Genomic DNA, 21307 nt, shown 5'->3' on the forward strand with positions numbered 1-21307 from the left:
ATAGACTCCAGCGAATCATTTCATTTGGGTTTATTTAAACCAATCGTCTAATTCATCACCATCAAGCTCATTAATAGCGTACTCATTAAAATCTTTATAGGTGTTCCAATCATGGATTTTTTGACTGGCAGAATCCTTTAAATCTTGATCTGACAATTGCTGTTGATACTTGTTAAGCATCAATTCACTGTAATCATTACACTGTTTAAGAAAATCAATAACAATTTTTTTTTGAATATCTAACGGAAGAGGTTTTTGGCTCATTTTATTCTCACTTAATATTGACGCTGCTTTTGTTAGGCGATAGAGTCATTTAATCTAACAACAATAAGATTCCATGAGAAAAATAATTATCGCTATAACTGGGGCTACCGGGTCTATTTACGGTACCCGTTTACTTGAAATTCTGCAAACTGTCGATGATGTTGAAACACATTTGATTCTTTCCAATGCGGGTGCACTAACTGCTCAATATGAATTAAATATGGATAAACAAGAGCTTATGTCGCTGGCCGACGTAACGCATCACCCAAAAGATATTGGCGCATCAATTTCAAGCGGCTCATTTATCACCGACGGTATGGTTATTGCGCCATGCTCTATGAAAACACTCGGCTCCATTGCCAATGGTATAGCTGATAATCTAGTCTCTAGAGCTGCAGACGTGATACTAAAAGAACGCCGAAAACTTATTTTAATGGTTCGTGAAACACCCTTAAACCTTGTTCACTTAAGAAATATGACGACCCTCTCCGAGATGGGCGCCATCATTGCACCGCCCGTACCGGCCTTTTATATTCAGCCAAAGTCTATCGACGACATAGTTAATCATTCAGTTGGAAGAATACTAGACACATTAGACATTTCTAATGTAGATTATGTAGCCCGGTGGCAAGGTCTTTCAAAATAATAATCATCCACCTTTAAATAATTACACTCGAAGAGGAGCTTATGTTAAGCAGACGCACTTTTATTAAATCCGCACTGGCCACTAATGTCGCCTTATTAGCCACGCCATCTCAAGCGCTTCAACAGGTTTTAACCGGCTCTGAAGAAATCCCATTACTGGTCTTTGCAGATGAGCACTCAGCTCACTCAAAACATTTTATCTCCAATGTTGCCGAGCGCAAGTCTAATATCGATTTAGATATTGGCCAACACTTTGACCTACTTAGAGAGTTTTGCAAAGAGTCCCCTATGGGCCAAATTTCAGGCTTAACCAGAGATTCCGATTTTTTTGCCCTTGAACAAATCGCAAAGGACTTTGGTTTTTACACCCAATATTCAGCCACACATCATTATTCCGGAAACATGTTGACGCACGAAGTCTCTAGTTCGAAAGACACTGCTGAACTGATTACCTCATCACTAAAAAACGCAAAAGAACAATGGCCGCAATGGCTTGCAAATCATATGCGAGTTTTACCGAGAGGGAATGCCCAGCTCGTGACGCAAAAAACACAGATCAGCCTAGCCAATACCGATCAACATGACTTCTTAGTCTCTTGGTCTTTAAGCCCAAATAAAAACAAATAACAATTGGAACAACCATGACTAAACCACTCCCACAAGGCATCACTTTAGGCCAGCTTAATGCGGCGATCGCCGAGATCGAAAAAGTCGTCGGCAAAGAATATGTTTACTTGGATGACATAAAAGAACTTCGCAGCTATCGCGACCCTTATAACACCACCAATGATGCTGACTTTGCTCCATCCGCTGCTGTTGCACCTCATAATGTTGAGCAAATCCAAAAAATTCTTGCCATCGTTAATAATTACAAAATACCTGTTTGGACAATTTCCACCGGTAAAAACTTTGCCTACGGTGGACCCGCTCCTCGTAAGCCCGGCTATATTGTTCTGGATTTAAAGCTCATGAATAGAATTCTTGAGGTTAACGAGAAACATGGTTACGCAATCGTTGAGCCTGGTGTGAGCTATTATGACTTATATAACTACCTTCAAGAAAAAGGCTCAAAGCTTTGGATTGATTGTGCCGCACCCGCCTGGGGCGGAATTGTCGGTAACACCTCTGAGCACGGCGCTGGCTACACACCTTATGGCGATCATCTATTAATGCAATGTGGTATGCAAGTCGTGCTTGCTGATGGTACTGTCGTTGAAACCGGCATGGATACTACTGCAAACAGTAAAACAGGCGGCCTCTACAAGTACGGTCAAGGCGCTGCGATTGATGGATTATTCACCCAATCAAACTTTGGTGTCATTACCCGTATGGGCATCTGGTTAATGCCAGAACCTCCGGGCTATACACCTTTTATGATTACTCTGGAAAATGAGCATGACCTTGAAACAGTAACCGACCTCTCGTTACCACTTCGGGTTAATCAAGTCATTCATAATGCGCCAATGACTGTTGATTTACTATGGGAAGCAGCCATGTCTGTTAGCCGTAGTCAATACTATACGGGCAAAGGCCCAATGCCAGACAGTCATCGTAAAAAAATGGCTAAGGACCTCGATTTGGGTATCTGGAATTACTACGGTGCTGTATACGGCCCAGGCCCGATGATGAAAAACAATATGGATGTTATCAGAGATACATTTGGTAGTATTCCAGGCGCAAAATTTCATTATGACGACACCAGAAAAGGTGACCCCGGTTGGGATTACCGCGTCAAACTAATGAAAGGTGTTCCTAATATGACTGAGTTCAGCCTACTGAATTGGGTTGGTGGCGGTGGTCATATTAACTTTTCGCCTATTTCAGCCGCTGATGGCAAATCATCTATGAATCAATACAAGATGATTGAAAAACGTGCACACGAATACGGCTTTGACTACATTGGCGAATTCTTAATTGGCTGGCGAGATCAACACCATATCTTTATGCTAATGTTTAACCGCATGAGCCCAGAAGAGAAAAAGCGCGCTCACGATCTATTCGCCATTTTAGTTGATGAGGCAGCCGCCTTAGGATACGGCGAATACCGTACTCACTTATCCTTTATGGACCAAATTGCTGGCACATTTTCATGGAACGATAACGCACTTTGGGACACCCATCACGCCCTAAAAGATGAATTAGACCCAAATGGAATCCTTTCTCCAGGAAAACAGGGGATTTGGCCAAAAAATTTAAGGGGTGAGTCATGAGTAAATATTTTTTAATTATTACAAGTCTTCTGTTTTTGACTGCTTGCGATCAACAAACAACAGATTCTGCAACAAACCCAGAACCAAGCACTCAAAAAGAAACTGCCGAAATTCCTGAAACTGTGGCAGAGCCTACTTCAAACTATGAGCCTAGCAACCGCTCAGGAAAGGTAATTTTTGACCTACACTGCGCTGGTTGTCACGATTCTGGTAATGCGTATGCAGCCACCAAACAACTTGCTCTAGTTCGTGGCAAGGATCTAGCCGTTATTAGAGAACGTACAGACTTAGTTCCTGACTATATTAAATATATTGTTAGAGACGGGCTGCTAGAGATGCCTCCTTTCCGCCCAACAGACATTAATGATAAGGAACTAGATAACTTAGCAGCATATATCGTTGACAGTGCTAAAGCACACGCAAATAAGGAAAGCAAATAATGAGTACCGACAAAAAACCGTTATCCGCTGAAGCCAAAGCTGTTGGCGAACGTATTGGCAGCTTACGTGATTTTCTAGAATTTTTAGAAGAAAATGGCCAATGTATTACTTGGACTGATGAAGTCATGCCTGAACCAGATATTCGCAATATAGCTGTTGCTGCTGGTCGTGATTCAATGAATGGCCCAGCTGTTATATTTAATAATATCGCTGGCTACCCAGGCAAAAAACTCGTCCTAGGCGTACATGGTAGTTTCACCAATCTAGCACTATTGTTGGGGCACCCTAAAGGCACCACTATAAAAGAATTGTTTTACGACATTATTTCTCGTTGGGGTGACGATAAACCGCTACTCGATTTTATTGAACCAGAAGCTGCTCCAGTCAACGAAAATCGCCTGACTGACAACTTCAACCTTTATGATTTATTACCGCTTTATCGTATTAATGAATATGACGGTGGCTTTTATATAGGTAAAGCCAACGTTGTCAGCCGTGACCCACGAGACCCCGAAAACTTTGGTAAGCAAAACGTTGGGATTTACCGTATTCAAGTACAAGCACCGGGCGAGTTTACCCTGCTGTCAGTTCCTGCACATGATATGGGTCGTCACATTGTCGCTGCTGAACAAGAAAATGTACCATTAAAAATATCCGTCATGCTCGGCAACCACCCAGCTATGTGTATGTTTGCAGCAACACCTGTTGGTTATGAAGAGTCTGAGTTTGCCTATGCATCTCAAATGATGGGTAGTCCGCTACGACTAACAAAATCAGGCAACGGCATGGATATTTTGGCTGATTCAGAAATGGTTATCGAAGCAGAACTAATGAATGGTGTGCGTAGCTTTGAAGGGCCTTTTGGTGAGTTCCCTGGCAGTTATAGTGGCGTTAGAAAAATACCTCGCTTTAAAGTAACGGCTATTTCACACCGCAACGACCCTATTTTTGAAAATATTTACATTGGTCGCGGCTGGACAGAGCACGACACCTTAATTGGCCTAAACACATCAGCACCAATCTACGCACAACTTAAAAAAGACTTTCCTGAAGTTGTTGCTGTTAACGCCTTGTATCAGCATGGCCTTACCGGCGTAATATCGGTTAAGAATCGGTTTGCTGGCTTCGCAAAATCAGTGGCCATGCGAGCACTTGGCACGCCACATGGCACCATGTACCTTAAAAACTTAATCATGGTTGATGATGATGTTGATCCTTTCGACCTAAACGAAGTGATGTGGGCCTTATCAACACGTACCCGGGCTGATGACACGATTGTTATCCCCAATATGCCATTGATTCCGATTGATCCGGCAGCAGAAGTTGCGGGCAAAGGTCATCGCTTAATTATTGATGCAACAAGCTTTATGCCACCCGATAAATTGGGTTCCGACTCAAAAATTGTTACCCCACCATCGGGGGCAAATATTGATGAATTAGCTAAGGTTATTCAATCATTACAAAATGGAGGTCAATCATGAGTTTATGCCCACGCTGCCAAGCCGCCGAAGAAAAAATCCGAGTTGAACATAAAGGTCTCAATGCTCAAGGTGAACTCGTTTGGACAATCTTTCATTGTAGCGCCTGTGAGTTTACATGGCGAGATAGTGAGCCTGCTACTTCCATAGATTACGAGGAACGGGAAGCATTTTTCAGGGTTGATCCTGAAAAACCATATCCAATAATTATGCCTCCGGCTCAATATAAATAGGTTTATCAGCATGAAAAATATTATAGAAAACCTTAACGGCTTATTAGGTGCTGACAACGTCATTAGCGCTTCAGATCAACCTACAGAATATCAATTTCTAACAGACCGCATCAATAATGGTGAGCGTGAAGTCATCGCCGTGGTAACGCCTAGCAATCTAGAGGAATTAAAAAATCTACTGGTCTCTTCCACAGATGAAAGCTATTCCTTGTTCAACCTATTAAGCCCTGGAGAAATAAACACCGCGCCTATTCCCGCAAAAGGTGCCATCGTAGTTATTGATCTTAAAAAGCTTAATAGTATTATCGAAGTTAACACTCAAGCTGCTTATGCACTGATCGAGCCTGGCGTTAGCTATGCTCAGCTCAATGAATACTTAGAAACCAATAATATTCCTTTTATCGTTGATTTTGATAAAAACTCAACTCAATCGGTTTCAGGTGGGATCAGCAATAGAAGTTATGGCTACACGCCGTATGGTGACCACCTCATGATGCAATGTGGCATGGAAGTGATGCTCGCGAATGGTCGTTTAATACGTACAGGTATGGGGGCGATGCCAAACAGCGACTCGTGGCAATTATTTAAATATGGTTTTGGTCCCTATATTGACGGCACCTTTACCCAATCAAGCTTAGGCATTATTACCAAAGTAGGTATCTGGCTAATGCCCAAGGCACCAGCTTATAAACCGTTTGCCATTCAACTGCCAAACGAAACAGCCATGAATCAAGCCGTTGAGATTATGCGCGACATGAAAATTAATATGCTGGTTCCAAATACGGTAACTGTCGCTTCCGCAAAGTCTGACGCCTTGCAATTCTCTACTGAAGCGCTGGAAGACATTGGCAACAACGATGAAGCGGCGACAAAACACCAATTGGGTGCTTGGAATATGTACGGTGCTTTGTATAACATGCCAGCCAACGTTGATTTCTTATGGCAAGCTATTAATGGCGCCTTCAGCCAAATTGAAGGGGCTAAATTTTTAATGCCTGAGGAAACAGCCAATAACCCTATCTGGGCTCAGCGTGAAATGAAGATGGATGGAAAATTCAATACAATTAATCCAAACTTATCAGGCTACTCATCCATCAATGTACATTTTGCTAGCCCAATTGATGGTGACGATGCAGTTAAGATGCAAACGCTGCTAGAAAGCGTTAACAACCCAGCGGAGCTTAACATCATCGGTCAGTTTGCGCTGACATGGCGTACCATGATGACGCAGCTTCAAGTGCTCTACCCTACAGGTGATGCTGAAAAACTAGCACAAGCACGTCAACTCACTAAGCAGCTTATTGACGACTTTTCAGCTCAAGGATACCCTACTTGCCTAGTGGATGCGGACATGCAAGAAGCCGTTGATGCCGTCAGTCTAGATGGACTCAAAACACTTAAAAACCGTGTTAAAAAAGCACTCGATCCGCAGTCTGTTTTTGGTTAAAACTGCTCCATATTATTATTGCTGAGTCGTGTCACTAAGCATTTTGTTTAATGCACGACTCAGCATAATTGAGTTGTAACAATACGCCGAGTTATTTTAATTAACTTATTCTTCAAACCTTACTAACAGTAGATACTTATTATGATTAAAACCTATGACCTTTGGATTAATGGAGAGCACACAAAACCAGCTTCTGGAAAATATTTTGATGTCCTTAACCCGCTAGATGACAGCCTTTATTGCAAAGCCGCCGAGTCTAATCAAACAGATATCAACAACGCAGTAGATGCTGCTCATGCTTGCTTCTCCAGCTATCGAAAATGCTTAGCTAAAGACCGTGAAGCAATGCTTACAAAAGCCGCTGACCTGCTCGAAAGAGACCGTGAAGAATTCCTTGAAATCCTAATTGATGAAGTCGGCTCTCCAATCAACAAAGCACAATTTGAGGTCACTCAAACAATTGGCCAGCTCCGCGCTGCTGCCGGTAGCGCACGTCGTATTACAGGTCAAACCATGCCGTCTGACACACCGGGCCGTTTAAGCATGAGTGTGCGTAAGCCATTGGGCGTTGTTGCTGCTATTACTCCTTTTAATGTCCCCTTATTAAAAGCTGCAAAATTAGTCGCCTCGCCGTTAGCGACTGGTAATACTGTTGTATTATTAACCTCCGAAGAAGCACCTGCGGTCTCTTTCCGTTTTGCCAAACTAATCGAAGAAGCAGGCTTTCCTGCCGGCAGCTTAAATGTCGTATCTGGTTTTGGTGTGGATATTGGTGACTTTTTGACCGACCACCCTCTAGTAAAAGCTGTTATGTTCACCGGTTCAAGTGTAGTCGGTAAACACATCAGCGAAATTTGCGGCCGAAATATGAAACCCTGTGTTCTAGAACTCGGTGGTAAAAGCCCTTATATCGTTTTAGCTGATGCCGACCTTGGATTAGCGGTACAAAATGCCATTATCGGCATGTTCTTTTATCAAGGCCAAGCATGTATTGCATCCAGCCGTATTATTGTAGAAGCAGCTGTGTACGATCAATTTGTTGAAATGTATAGCGCTGCGGCCAAGCAGTTATCAATGGGAGACTTACATGAGATGTCGACCATCTTAGGGCCCATTATTTCACCACGCCAACGCAACCGAGTACGCACACATATTGAAGATGCCGTATCAAAAGGAGCCACTCTTGTTACTGGTGGTGAGTGGGAAGGCAACCGTTGTCAGCCGACTATTCTTACCAATGTCACCGAGGACATGATTGTCTGTCGCCAAGAAACGTTTGGCCCGGTGACCTCCATTTACTCTGTTGAAAACGCTGAAGAGGCGTTAGCACTCGCAAATGATACACATTATGGACTCAGCGGTGCTATTCACACCAACGACCTTAACAAAGCGCTATCGTTAGCGCATGAAGTAGAAACAGGCATGATACATATCAATGCGCCAAGTGTTTACGATGAACCGCATGTACCTTTTGGCGGTATTGGCGACAGTGGCTTCGGTCGTGAAGGTGTTGATGTAGATATTGATGCGTTAACACAATGGAAATGGATTACGATTCAAATGCCTGGTTACGATCAAGCCCACTAATACCAAGCTTTTCAATTAAAACATTAACTTAAAGACTTTAATATTAAAGGACAAACATGACTACCAAACATGATCTATGGATAAACGGTGAGCACACCCAACCCGACAGTGGAAAATATTTTGACGTTCTAAACCCGTTAGACGATTCTCTCTACTGCCAAGCTGCTGAGTCAAATGATGCAGATATTAACAAAGCAGTAGAAGCAGCACATCGTTGCTTTCAAACTTATAGCAAAACATTAGCAAAAGATATCGAAGCAATGCTATGTAAAGCAGCTGATTTAATGGAAAGGGATCGTGCTGAGTTTACGGACATTCTAATTGACGAAATCGGCTCACCAATAAACAAAGCCAATTTCGAAATCGCCTATGCTATTACTCATTTACGTGCTGCTGCAGGCGTTGCTCGCCGTGTTACTGGGCAAACCATGCCATCTGACACACCGGGCCGGCTCAGCATGAGCGTACGTAAACCTTTAGGCGTTGTTGCTGCCATCACACCGTTTAACGTACCGTTGATTAAAGCAGCAAAGTTAGTCGCCTCACCTTTGGCAACGGGCAACACCGTTGTACTACTGTCCTCAGAAGAAGCACCAACACTGTCTTTCCGTTTTGCTCAACTACTGCATGAAGCCGGCTTCCCTGCGGGTTCTGTTAATGTTGTCTCTGGCTTTGGTGTTGACGTAGGTGATACCTTAAACAGCCACCCACTGGTTAAAACAGTGATGTTTACTGGTTCTAGCCGAGTAGGTAAACATATTGGTGAAATTTGCGGTAAACAAATGAAACACGCCGTGCTTGAGCTTGGCGGAAAAAGCCCACTCGTTATCTTGGCAGATGCTGACCTTGGATTAGCAGTCAAAACGGCTATTTTTGGTATGTTTTTATACCAAGGCCAAGCCTGTATGGCCTCCAGCAGAATCATTGTTGAAGAAGGTATTTATGATCAATTCATCGCAGCCTATAAACAAGCGGCAAGCCAACTGTCTATGGGCGACTTACGTGAAATGTCCACCATCCTTGGCCCTATTATCTCTCAACGCCAGCGTGACCGTGTACGCCGTCATATAGACAATGCAGTAGAAAAAGGTGCTACCATCGAAACCGGCGGTAACTGGCAGGGTAATAAATGTGAGCCAACGATCCTAACCGGAATCACAGAAGAGATGGATGTTTGCTACGAAGAAACTTTTGGTCCTGTAACCTCGGTCTATTCGGTTAAAGATTATGAGACCGCTCTCGAGATGGCAAATGATACGCCCTATGGACTCAGCTCGGCTATTATTACTAACGACTTAAATAAAGCCTTAGATTTTGCCGAGAACATTGACTCTGGCATGGTTCATATCAACGCCCCTACTTTGTATGACGAACCTCACGTACCTTTTGGCGGTACAGGCGACAGTGGCTTTGGCAGAGAAGGAATCGAGGTCGACGTTGATGCACTAACGGAGTGGAAATGGATTACCATTCAACTCCCTGACGCAAGCGCTGGACACTAAGAATTTATGTTTAAGTAACATTAAAAAGCAGCCCTTCCCGGCTGCTTTTTTTGTGTCAAAAATTTATTATTAAACTTCTACTCAAAAGGATAATCTCATGATCAAACCCGCCAGTGATTTTATTAAAGAAGCCCAAAAAATATGCAATTGCCTTGATGCCGTTGCAGCTAAAGAACTTGCCGGGCAGTCAAATAACCTGATTATTTTGGATGTTCGAGAACCACATGAGACCACCGAATCTAAGCTTGAACAGGCCATCAACATTCCTCGCGGCCTATTAGAAATGAAAGTACAAAACCATTGCACCGACCCTGATACTCTGATTCTTATCCATTGCGCAGGTGGTGGCCGTGCATCTTTAGCCGCAGCCAGACTACATGAAATGGGCTATCGTAATGTCCATGCCATTACCGAAAAATTTACCGATATCAAAAAAGTTTTTGACTAACTAGGGCAACACAAATAAAACACTAATCAACCTAATTTGAAGACTTTATTTTATTTCAAACATCTTAAAAGTGAGGGGGAAATATATGTACAAAATAATACTATCGAGTTACAGTTAATTCATAGGTATGCTGAATAGGACTCATGGATGGATGCTCCCAAACAACCCAGCAATGAAACTCAACGTCTTGAGGCTCTAAAAAAGCTCAACATTCTTGACACGCCTGATGAAGAGCGCTTTGACCGCATAACAAACATTGCTCAGCAGTTTTTTAACGTGCCCATTGCGTTAATTAGCTTAGTGGATGAAGATCGCCAGTGGTTTAAATCCAAACAAGGCCTTTCTGTGTGTGAAACATCCCGAGAAATTTCTTTCTGCGGCCACACTATTTTACAATCCGATGTATTTGAAGTTCAAGACACCCTCTTAGATCCACGATTTAAAGACAACCCTTTAGTCACTGCAGCACCTAATATTCGGTTTTATGCAGGCACCCCTCTCCAAACAAAAAGTGGCTTTGCTATCGGCACATTATGCTTGATTGATTCACAACCCAAAAAACTCTCATCCACTGAAAAAAAAGTGCTAAACGATTTAGCAAACTGGGTGCAAGATGAACTGGCTCATAACGAAGCCATGGCGGCCAGCACTATTATTCGAGAAAGTGAAGCACGTTTAAATGCCATTTTAAACACCGTGGCAGATGGCATTATCACCTTAGACTCCAAAGGCACACTTGAAAGCTTCAATGCCGCCGCCACACGTATTTTCCAATACCAGCCAGAAGAAGTCATTGGCAAAAACATCACTATATTAATACCTGAGCTATATCACAATGAGCATATCGGCACCGGCCGTGAAGTAACAGGCCTTCGTAAAGATGGCAGCACCTTCCCAATGGACCTCTCTGTCAGCGAAACTGTTGTTGCTGACCGGCATTTTTATACCGGTATTATGCGTGACATTACCGAGCGTCAAGCGATCGAGAAAGAACTCTTATTAGCGAAACAGTCCGCAGAGGTAGCTAACCAAATGAAGTCTGAGTTTCTTGCCAATATGTCACATGAACTACGAACACCGTTAAACGCTATTATTGGTTATAGCGAATTATTAACTGAAGATGCTCAAGACGTTGGTCTTACACAACAAGTAGCAGACTTAGAAAAAATTCACACGGCAGGCAATCACCTACTGAGCCTAATCAACGATGTGCTCGATTTAGCTAAAATTGAAGCTGGCCGCGTTGAATTGATGCCAGAAAAAATTGCTATTTCAAGACTTATTAAACAGGTCGTGACAGTCGCACAAAAGCAAATTGAAAAAAATGGAAACACCTTCAATGTTATATGCCCAGACGATCTTGGTGATTGCATTACTGACACTGTAAAGGTATGCCAAGTTCTCCTTAATTTATTGTCAAACGCAAGCAAATTCACAGAACAGGGGCAAGTAACATTGTCTGTACAAAAGGAAAACTCACAACTCATTTTTAGCGTAGAAGATACCGGTATTGGTATGACACCCGGCCAATTAGATAAAGTTTTCATCCCCTTTGTTCAAGCAGATAGTGGTACGACTCGACAATATGGTGGTACTGGGCTAGGTCTACCGATAAGCGAGGAAATCTGCCAACTAATGGGTGGTGAAATTAAGGTCAATAGCGCCAAAGGGAGCGGCTCAACATTTACAGTAACGTTACCCATTGATATATCAACCCTCGTTAAAATAAAAACCTATTTAGCAGAACAACCAAAAGAAAACACTTCGCCTGAAAGTAGCCCTAAAGGCTCCATCTTAATCATTGATGATGATCCCCAAGTACACACATTATTGAGCCGACACCTTAATAAAATGCCATTTAAGATCATTACCGCTCAAGATGGCAAAACTGGTGTTAAAAAAGCCCGTGAGCACGCCCCCTCAGTCATCATATTAGACATCATGATGCCCGAAATGAACGGCTGGACAGTTTTACAAATTTTAAAATCTGATCAGCGTACCGCACATATCCCTGTTGTCATGAGCACCTTTTTAGATGAAAAGAAAAAAGCTTTTGAATTGGGCGCAATTGACTACCTTAACAAACCTGTTAATAAAAACAATTTATTACGTGTCGTCAGTAAAGCTATTAGCAACAACAAAATGCCTGAGATATTAATTATCGAAGATGAAGTAAGCACCATAGCTAAACTGGAACAAGCCCTCGAAAATTTTGGTTGCACCATAACAAAAGCACTCAACGGTAAAGAAGGCGTTAATAAAATAAGAAACCACTTCCCCGACTTGATTCTGTTAGACCTGATGATGCCTGAAATGGATGGCTTTACATTCTTAGAAAAACTACACCAACTACCCAATACCAAAGAAATTCCCATCATCGTTATGACAGCCAAAGATCTATCACCCGTTGAAAAAGACCTCTTAAAGACCTCGACTCAACAAATCATTACCAAAACATCACTGCTCATGAATACCGATGATGTCATTCTACAAATTATTAACCGCATCCAAACTAGTGCTCTAAAAGCCTATGACACTTAAAATTTTACTGGTGGAGGATAATGAAATGAACCGTGATATGTTGAGTAGACGCTTATATAGAAAAGGCTACCACATGATCCTTGCTGAAGATGGTCAACAAGGAGTTGAGTTAGCCCTGTCAGTATCGCCTGATGTCATTTTAATGGATATGAATTTACCGATCATTGATGGTTGGCAGGCAACTAAAACCATTCGTAAACATGAAAAGCCGCTAGGCAAGCATACGCCTATTATCGCCGTCACCTCTCATGCGATGACATCAGATCAAGAAAAAGCCATTAATGCGGGTTGCGACCACTATGAACCCAAACCCATTAACTTAGACCAACTGATTGAAAAAATAGAGCTTTTACATGCCACGTATCAATCAAAAAACGCTGAAAAAAGTTGTGATTAAACTCAGCCATAAGGCTTAAGAGTATGACCATGCAAACTATTCTAGTCGTCGATGATCTCTCAGAAAACTTGGAGTTATTGTCACGCATTTTACAACGAGAGGGGTATAAGGTCCTCAGCGCTGTCAATGGTGAAGATGCCTTAGCACAACTCACTACGTCTAACCATATTGATTTAATTATCAGCGATATTTTAATGCCCATTATGGACGGTTACGAGTTTTGCAGACAAGTTCAGCAAAATGATCGTTTTTGCTCCATCCCCTTCATTTTCTATACGGCCACGTATACCGATGAAAAAGATAAAGAGTTTGGATTAAAACTTGGCGCAAATCGCTTTCTCATCAAACCTCAAAAAACACAAGACTTATTAAACATCATCAAAGAAGAGTTAGCCAAACCGTTTAAAGTTGAAAAGAACAACATCACACCCGATGCTAAAAGCCCGCTGATAGAATCTGAACAGCAGTATTTACGGCAATACAGCAGCCGATTAGTCCATAAACTAGAAGATAAACTGCTTGAACTCGAACAAAAAAACACCGAGTTAGAAGAAGAAATGGCCAAGCAATTACAACTTAAACAGCATATTGAATTACTGAACGCTGATTTAGAACGCCGTGTTGCATCACGAACCAAAGACCTGCTCAGCGCCAATCAAAAACTACTGGAAATGGACCAAATAAAAAGCATGTTCATTGCCTCTATGAGTCATGAGCTAAGAACCCCCTTAAACTCAATCATTGGTTTCACCGGCATTATGTTGCAAGGCATGAGCGGCGAGATCACCGATGAACAAGCTAAACAACTCGGCATTGTCAAAAAGAGCGCGTCTCACTTATTAACCCTGATTAATGATGTGATAGATGTCAGTAAAATAGAGTCAGGTGTTGTGTCAATTACTAACCATAATTTTGATCTAATCGAGTTAATAAAAGACGTTATCCAAATACTCTCAAAAGCCTGTTTAGACAAGCAGTTAACTATTCGATCAAACCTACCTGAAAGCTTTTCTTGTTTTAGTGATAAGCGCCGTATTAAACAAATCCTAATTAACCTACTGGATAACGCCATTAAATTCTCCAATGAGGGAGAAATCATCATCTCACTCACTCAAAGAGAATCGTTTTTTACCGTGACTTTCTCTGACACTGGCATCGGAATCAGCGACGATAATGCCAACAAACTTTTTTTACCGTTTAGCAAACTCAACCCAACTCAAGCCAACAATCCACGAGGTAAAGGCACTGGCTTAGGGCTTTATCTTTCACAACGATTAGCTAACAAACTTGGTGGACAAATAACCATGACCAGCGAACCTAATAAAGGTAGCAACTTCTCTTTAACACTACCCATTGGAGGAGCCAGCAAATGAAAACTATTTTAATTGTCGATGATAATCCTGATAACCGTTACCTTATTACCTACATCCTAAAAAACAATGCCTTTCTAACCATTGAAGCTGTTAATGGTACACAGGCGGTTAACAAAGCGCTGGATGAGCAACCTGACTTAATCTTAATGGATATACAGCTACCTGATATGAGTGGCTTAGAAGCGACACAACAAATTAAACAATCCACACCCCATCGCCACATTCCCGTCGTTGCATTAACCTCTTATGCTCTAGATGGCGATAAGGATAAAGCCCTCAAAGCAGGGTGTTCTGGTTATATCGAAAAACCCATTAACCCAGACACTATCATCGATCAAATCCACCAAGCATTAGCGTCATGTTAGCTATAAACACCATTTTAATTGCAGAAGATATCGAAGATGATCGGTTGATGCTGATGACCCTTTTAAAAGGGCATGGCTACCAAACCGTTGGCGCAGAAAATGGTCAAGATGCGATGGATAAATTGGCTAAACAAAAATTTGACCTGATTATCAGCGATATCTTAATGCCAGAAATGGACGGGTACCGCTTTTGCCTGTCTACTAAGTCTGATGAACGCTATCAAAAGATTCCTTTTGTTTTTTATTCAGCAACCTTTACTGAAGATGTTGATGAAGCTTTAGCAAAAGAAGTTGGCGCCGATTTATTCATCGCCAAACCAACAGACCCTGAGCAATTTATCATTCAAATTAAAAATATACTTTCGCCCGTTGAGAAAAAAACTCCAATAGATGCCCCTGTTTCACATACAAATGAAACTAATTTAACGAAGCAATACAACCAAAGTCTCTCAACCAAGCTTGCAATTCAGGCCATAGACCTTAAAGCGTCTGAGATTAAATACAAAGCTTTATTTGAAACAGCTCAATCCGCAATCATCATCTGTGATAGTGAAAAACTCATTGATTGCAATACAACTTGTTTAAAACTGCTTGGCTGCCATCATCGAGACCAATTTATTGGTACCAAGATAACCGATTGGTCTGCCACCACTCAACCAAACGGCTCTAAATCAACCTTAACTGCCGCACGATATATTACTTTGGCTCTTAGGGAACAAAAACAGTCTTTCGAATGGAACTTAAAAAAACTTAATGGCGAGCTATTTCCTGCATCCGTAGAACTCAGCTCGATGGTAATAGATAACCAGTTACTGATCCAGGCTACCGTTCATGACATAAGCCAGCGTAAACGAAAAGAGCAACAAGAGCAGCTCCACAAAGAAGTGCTTAGGCAATTATTAGACTCTCGTAACCTAGCTACCGTACTAGAAAAAATTGCTACCGGATTAGAACATGAAATACCGCATACCCGATGTAGCATTTTATTAGCTGACGCTCAGAACCAATTATCTCTAATAGCGGCCCCTTCAATGCCAGATAGTTACCAACAAGCTATTAGCCAAAGCTTTACAGAGTCCAGCAACTGCTTATATAAGCAAGCAATACAGCAAGGCCGAAAAATCATAGAGCGTACTCCCACCAGTAGCCAGCAGCCAACTGACTATAAAATAATGTCCGAAACAGGGTTTAATGCCTGCTGGTTAGAACCCATCGACCTCTCATCATCAGACGACACTTGCGTTATTGCTATACATTTTCGCGACAAAGCAATGCCTATGACGACTCTAAATATTGAGTTATTTTCTTTTTATGTCAAATTAATTGAAATCGCTATTCAACGATACGAAGCTAATAAACAACTAAACCTAGCCAATGCCATTTTCCAACATTCTGTTGAAGCCATGTTGTTAATTGATAAAGACTATAAAATTATTACCGCTAACCCCTCTTTTACTACCGTGACGGGATACTCTGTTGAAGAAGTAATTGGTAAAACCCCTCATATTTTAAGATCAGGTCGGCACGATGAAAAATTTTACGACAAGATGTGGAAATCATTGGCTGATACTGGCCAATGGCAAGGGGAAGTCTGGCATAAACGGAAAAATGGCGAACATTACACAGAATGGCTAACAATAACAACTATTTACGATGATAACGGCGAGGTACTTCAGCGTGCGGCATTATTTTCAGACATTACCGAAAAGAAAAAAATGGATGAGCTGCTTATTAAACAGGCCAATCATGACAGCCTAACAAAATTGCCAAACCGCAATCTGTTAAAAACACGCATTAGTGAAGAAATAACCAAATATCATCGAACTAAAATTCCGTTTGCCGTACTTTTTGCAGATTTAGATCATTTTAAAGAAGTTAATGACTCATTAGGACATGATCTCGGTGATTTATTATTGATTGACGCGGCAAAACGTATTTCTGAGTGTGTCCGCGAAACCGACTTGCTCGCTAGACTAGGCGGCGATGAGTTTACCATCGTTATGACGGACTTAAACAACCCGCACAGTGTAGAGCGCGTCGCTAATGCTATTATTGAATCATTAAGCCGGCCGTTTAAGCTCGATACAGAAATTGCTTATGTGTCCGCTAGCATAGGCATTGCCTTTTACCCTGATGATGGAGACAGCATCGTTGATTTATTAAGGCATGCAGACCAAGCAATGTATTACGCAAAAGCTCAGGGGAAAGGTCGTTTTTGTTACTTCACCAAAACCATGCAAGAAAATGCAAATTATCGGGCCTCTATTTTAAATGACCTACGTACCGCATTACCGTCAAATCAGTTAGAACTCTATTATCAGCCCATTATCTCGCTAAGAACTAACACTGTTATAAAAGCAGAAGCCTTATTACGCTGGAATCACCCACAAAGAGACATTATTAGTCCGCTACAGTTTATCCCTATTGCAGAAGAGTCTGGCCTAATCATAGATATTGGCGATTGGGTGTTTCAACAGGCGTTAGCCCAACTAAAGCATTGGCGTCAACATTTTCAAGCTGACTTCCAAGTGAGTATTAACAAATCGCCTGTGCAGTTTAAATCACTCAGTCAACACGCCGATTGGATGGACACCTTAAGTCGAGCATCAAACTACCCAGAACCTGGCTTAGTCGTTGAAATCACCGAAAGTCTATTACTCCAAGAAGACCCAAACATAATGTTGCAATTTAAACAAATGCAGCATAACGGCGTAAAACTGTCCCTAGATGACTTTGGAACCGGTTACTCATCACTGTCCTATTTAAATAAATTTGGCTTTGACTTCTTAAAAATAGACAAATCCTTTACCCAAGAAATTGTTGAAAACAGTGACAAACGTGAGTTATGTAATGCCATTATTGTTATGGCTCACGCCCTCGGTATAGAAGTTGTCGCAGAAGGTATTGAAACATTAGCACAACAAGACTTATTAAGTGAAATGGGCTGTGACTATGGTCAAGGCTACCTTTACTCTAAACCTGTGCCCGTTAAAAAGTTTGAACAAATCCTAAAAAATGGTCTAGTAAAGTAGACACTAACACCTATACTCTATAAAGATACCTTAAACTAAAGAGGGTTTAATGGAAAAACCAATCATTCCGGATAATGAGCAAAGCCGTCTCAAAGCACTTCATTCACTCAATGTCTTAGACACGCCGCCAGAAGAGCGGTTTGACCGTTTAACACGCCTAGCTAAACGCATGTTTAATGTTCCCATTGCTCTGGTCAGCCTTGTAGATGAAAACCGTCAATGGTTCAAATCTTGTGTTGGCCTTAGTGTCTGTGAAACACCCCGAGATATTTCGTTTTGTGGGCATACTATTTTGGGTAATGACATTTTCATCGTCCCTGACACACTGGTTGACCCACGTTTTGCAGATAACCCACTCGTGCTAAATGACCCGTGCATTCGTTTCTATGCTGGTTGCCCACTAAGGCACTTAGACGGCAGTATGTTGGGCACGTTATGTATTATTGATCAAGAGCCCAGAGATATTAGTCAAGAAGACTTAGATATCTTGAATGATCTTGCTGACCTTGCATCACGCGAACTGATGGCTATCGAACTAGCAACGCTTGATGAACTCACAAAAATATCTAACCGAAGAGGCTTTATTAAATTAGCTGAACATAGTCTAACAATATGCACCCGCCAAAATATTCCTGTTTCGATTGCTTTTCTAGACCTCAATAGTTTTAAACCCATTAATGATACATTTGGACATGCTGAAGGAGACACTGCGCTAATTGCCTTTGCTGAATTAATGAAAAAATCATTCAGGAAGTCTGACGTGTTTGCACGGATAGGAGGTGATGAATTCGCTATTTTATTAACTGACACCCTCGCTCAACCTGCCGAAAAAACAATGGCCCGTTTTCGTCGTGCTCTAAGGCTATACAATAAAACAGCCAATCGTGGTTATAACATTGAATTCAGTGAAGGTATTATCCCCATTGATCTAGAACAAACCCCATCAATAGAGTCTTTATTAAACCAAGCCGACTCATTAATGTACCAACAAAAAAATACGTCCCGTAAATAACTAAACTAAAAAAAATAAACCATAGAAGTACCGCTACTGAAAATAAAACTTTTTTATTCTCACAAAAGTTTTATTTTAGGTGATTGATAGCGCTGTTGAATCTAAACAAACCAAGCTAGTTTTTCTTCGCTAGTTTTATTTGCTCATAATAATGTTTAGCGTAGTTGGTCAGAATACTTTTCTTTTCTTTTTCCGCTACCTTTAAGGAAGTTAACCCCATCCCAGCCAATTCAATGCTCGCTTCTATGGTGTCTGATACAGCTGCTGAGGCCCCTACTTCTAATAACTGGGTACACTCTAATGAATTGCCACCCCTAACGTAAATCGCTAAATCTGGGTAAGTTTGCCGTAAAGACCCAACAATTAATTTTGATGTTTCCATATCATTAACCGTCACAATGACTATGCGCGAATCTCCGACACCAACTGAATCAAGCAATCCTTTATTACAAACATCTCCATAATAGACAGGAAGGTTATTCGCTTGAGATTTTCGAACAATATTAGGGTCGATATCAATAGCAACAAAGGGCTTTCCCGCTAACTTTAGAATATCTCCTATCCGATGCCCAACACGACCAAAACCCGCTAGTATTATTGGCGATGATTTAGGCACTTCGGAAGGGTTTATTCCTATCAATTTCTTCTTCGTCACCACCTTTCTTGCACATTCGGCCAATATTGGCGTGACTAATAAACTAATTAAGATCACTAATAACAGTTGTTGATGAAGGGCCGGCGCTAAAATGCCTGAGTCTAGTGATAAGGAAAACAGCACCAATGCAAATTCACCACTTTGAGCCAAAACCAATGAAACCGCTAAGCTTTTCCCCTTACTTAAACCAAACATATAAGTTAATGGGAATAAAATCAGTATTTTGATACCAATCAATAACGCAACTAGCCCCATTGAAAGCAACGGCTGATCAATCAGCAAGCCAAGGTTTAATGACATCCCCATTGTCATAAAAAACAACCCCAATAGCAGCCCTCTAAACGGTTTAATTTCAGAAATAACCTGATGTTTATAGGATGAATCAGACATCAGCATACCAACTATAAACGCGCCCATCGCCATTGATAAGCCAACCTTCTCGGCAATCAACGACACACCAAGAACAACCAATATAGCTGACGCCGTAAACACTTCTGGAATTTTTGTTAACGCAATCCGATGAAGAACAGGGTGTAAAAAATAGCGTCCAAATAAAATCACCATCAACAGAGTAAATACAGACTCTGCCAGCGCTAAACCAATATCATCCCCCATACTTATTTCTGACGCGCCTAAAAGACTGACCAATGCCAGTAACGGCACAACGGCCAAATCCTGAAGAAGGAGAATCGAAAATGATGTTCTACCGTATGTTGATTTCAACAAACGTTGTTCACTTAAAAGTTGCAAAACAAAAGCTGTTGATGACAGCGCTAATGCCGGACCAATAATAGCTGCTGCTTGTAATGGAACTTCAAAAACATAGTAACTCACTGCAACAAGGACCAAGCCTGTTATCAGCACTTGGAGCGTACCTAAACCAAAAACCATTCGTTTCATCTGCCAGAGTCGCGACGGCTTAAGCTCAATCCCAATCACAAATAAAAGAAAAGCTATGCCTATTTCAGCAAAGTGACGGATTTCAGATAGATTATGAATGAGCCCTAGGCCTGATGGACCAACAGCTAAACCTGCAATCAAAAAGCCAGGAACAGCACCCAGTTTTAACGTTTGGCATATCGGCACCACCGCTACGGCAGCCACCAGTAGAATAATTAAATCTTCAAGATAACCCGATGACATATCTCTACCCTTCTAAGTAGACTGTTTTCTGCAACAATTAAGGATCCAGTAACCAAAAACTCCCGATGCAAAGGAACCCAACAAGATAGCTAGTTTATCAGTATATTGAAACAAGCTGGCATCGGTGGAGGTTAGAGAGACAATAAACAAGCTCATCATGAAACCTATACCAGTCAGAATAGAGACTCCATATAATTGCATCCAATTACTTCCACTAGATAGTGCCTCTAATTTTAACTTAATGGCTAACCAACTAAAACCAAAAAAAACTAATTGCTTACCTAAAAACAAACCCAGCATGATGCCAACAGTTACTGAGCCAGCCTTTGGTTTAGAGATATATCACCCGCATTAAAAAATGCAAATAAAGGTAAGATGAGAAAAACCACCCCACCAACCGCGCCAATAACCTCGAAACCACCTCTTTGGCAGTTATCGTATATAAAGCTACATTAACTTTACTAACATCGGCTTTTAATATTGTTTTAGCTTCACTTAAATGATGATATACACTTAGTATCCGCAAGTTCTCTGC

General features: G+C 41.5%; 19 protein-coding genes. 16 read left to right on the forward strand and 3 right to left on the reverse strand.

What is annotated here, in order from left to right; genetic code table 11:
* Positions 1 to 30: 30 nt before the first annotated feature.
* Positions 31 to 264, reverse strand: a complete 234-nt coding sequence (locus tag CPC19_RS10570) for a hypothetical protein (RefSeq protein ID WP_015005308.1) — start codon at positions 262 to 264, stop codon at positions 31 to 33.
* A 73-nt stretch (positions 265 to 337) separates the two neighbouring features.
* Here CPC19_RS10570 and CPC19_RS10575 point away from each other — a divergent pair, with 73 nt between their 5' ends.
* From CPC19_RS10575 to CPC19_RS10650, 16 genes are all read left to right on the forward strand, one after another.
* Entirely contained in the window at positions 338 to 910 is a 573-nt protein-coding gene (locus CPC19_RS10575) for a UbiX family flavin prenyltransferase (protein WP_015005307.1), read from the forward strand.
* A 41-nt stretch (positions 911 to 951) separates the two neighbouring features.
* On the forward strand, positions 952 to 1536 hold the full coding sequence (locus tag CPC19_RS10580; RefSeq protein WP_016389836.1) for a hypothetical protein: 585 nt from the start codon (positions 952 to 954) through the stop codon (positions 1534 to 1536).
* A gap of 14 nt (positions 1537 to 1550) precedes the next feature.
* Entirely contained in the window at positions 1551 to 3119 is a 1569-nt protein-coding gene (locus CPC19_RS10585; protein WP_015005305.1) for an FAD-binding oxidoreductase, read from the forward strand.
* Positions 3116 to 3559, forward strand: coding sequence for a cytochrome c (locus tag CPC19_RS10590; protein ID WP_015005304.1), 444 nt, complete (start codon positions 3116 to 3118; stop codon positions 3557 to 3559). The genes CPC19_RS10585 and CPC19_RS10590 overlap by 4 nt, the downstream gene beginning before the upstream one ends.
* Positions 3559 to 5040, forward strand: a complete 1482-nt coding sequence (locus CPC19_RS10595) for a non-oxidative hydroxyarylic acid decarboxylases subunit C (protein ID WP_016389838.1) — start codon at positions 3559 to 3561, stop codon at positions 5038 to 5040. Before CPC19_RS10590 ends, CPC19_RS10595 begins: the two co-directional genes overlap by 1 nt.
* Positions 5037 to 5270, forward strand: coding sequence for a non-oxidative hydroxyarylic acid decarboxylases subunit D (locus CPC19_RS10600; RefSeq protein WP_015005302.1), 234 nt, complete (start codon positions 5037 to 5039; stop codon positions 5268 to 5270). The genes CPC19_RS10595 and CPC19_RS10600 overlap by 4 nt, the downstream gene beginning before the upstream one ends.
* Positions 5271 to 5280: 10 nt before the next feature.
* On the forward strand, positions 5281 to 6717 hold the full coding sequence (locus CPC19_RS10605) for an FAD-binding protein (protein ID WP_016389839.1): 1437 nt from the start codon (positions 5281 to 5283) through the stop codon (positions 6715 to 6717).
* A 141-nt stretch (positions 6718 to 6858) separates the two neighbouring features.
* The gene (locus CPC19_RS10610) at positions 6859 to 8304 is read left to right on the forward strand and encodes an aldehyde dehydrogenase family protein (RefSeq protein ID WP_016389840.1); all 1446 of its coding nucleotides are present in this window, start codon (positions 6859 to 6861) and stop codon (positions 8302 to 8304) included.
* A gap of 56 nt (positions 8305 to 8360) precedes the next feature.
* Positions 8361 to 9806 (forward strand): aldehyde dehydrogenase family protein, encoded by a 1446-nt coding sequence (locus CPC19_RS10615; RefSeq protein WP_016389841.1) that lies wholly within the window; start codon positions 8361 to 8363, stop codon positions 9804 to 9806.
* 97 nt (positions 9807 to 9903) lie between these two features.
* Positions 9904 to 10254 carry a rhodanese-like domain-containing protein gene (locus CPC19_RS10620; RefSeq protein WP_016389842.1) on the forward strand — a complete coding sequence of 117 codons (351 nt, stop codon included), beginning with the start codon at positions 9904 to 9906 and terminating at the stop codon, positions 10252 to 10254.
* Positions 10255 to 10401: 147 nt separating this feature from the next.
* Positions 10402 to 12795 (forward strand): response regulator, encoded by a 2394-nt coding sequence (locus tag CPC19_RS10625; RefSeq protein WP_016389843.1) that lies wholly within the window; start codon positions 10402 to 10404, stop codon positions 12793 to 12795.
* A gap of 25 nt (positions 12796 to 12820) precedes the next feature.
* Positions 12821 to 13192: a response regulator gene (locus tag CPC19_RS10630; protein WP_236610513.1), complete on the forward strand. Its 372-nt coding sequence runs from the start codon at positions 12821 to 12823 to the stop codon at positions 13190 to 13192.
* A gap of 23 nt (positions 13193 to 13215) precedes the next feature.
* Entirely contained in the window at positions 13216 to 14565 is a 1350-nt protein-coding gene (locus CPC19_RS10635; RefSeq protein WP_016389846.1) for an ATP-binding protein, read from the forward strand.
* Entirely contained in the window at positions 14562 to 14930 is a 369-nt protein-coding gene (locus CPC19_RS10640; RefSeq protein ID WP_015005294.1) for a response regulator, read from the forward strand. Before CPC19_RS10635 ends, CPC19_RS10640 begins: the two co-directional genes overlap by 4 nt.
* Complete coding sequence (locus CPC19_RS10645; RefSeq protein WP_016389847.1) at positions 14924 to 17962, forward strand: EAL domain-containing protein; 3039 nt, start codon at positions 14924 to 14926, stop codon at positions 17960 to 17962. The genes CPC19_RS10640 and CPC19_RS10645 overlap by 7 nt, the downstream gene beginning before the upstream one ends.
* 49 nt (positions 17963 to 18011) lie before the next feature.
* Positions 18012 to 18974 carry a sensor domain-containing diguanylate cyclase gene (locus CPC19_RS10650; RefSeq protein WP_016389848.1) on the forward strand — a complete coding sequence of 321 codons (963 nt, stop codon included), beginning with the start codon at positions 18012 to 18014 and terminating at the stop codon, positions 18972 to 18974.
* A gap of 115 nt (positions 18975 to 19089) precedes the next feature.
* On the opposite strand, the gene CPC19_RS10655 is transcribed toward CPC19_RS10650, so the two are convergent.
* A complete protein-coding gene (locus CPC19_RS10655) occupies positions 19090 to 20772 on the reverse strand; it encodes a monovalent cation:proton antiporter-2 (CPA2) family protein (RefSeq protein WP_016389849.1) in 1683 nt (560 codons plus the stop codon).
* Between the two features lie 12 nt (positions 20773 to 20784).
* Positions 20785 to 21072, reverse strand: a complete 288-nt coding sequence (locus CPC19_RS12090; RefSeq protein WP_016389851.1) for a Na+/H+ antiporter NhaA — start codon at positions 21070 to 21072, stop codon at positions 20785 to 20787.
* Between the last annotated feature and the right edge of the window lie 235 nt (positions 21073 to 21307).

The organism is Cycloclasticus sp. PY97N (genome assembly GCF_002443175.1).
In the GTDB taxonomy this organism is placed as follows: domain Bacteria; phylum Pseudomonadota; class Gammaproteobacteria; order Methylococcales; family Cycloclasticaceae; genus Cycloclasticus; species Cycloclasticus pugetii.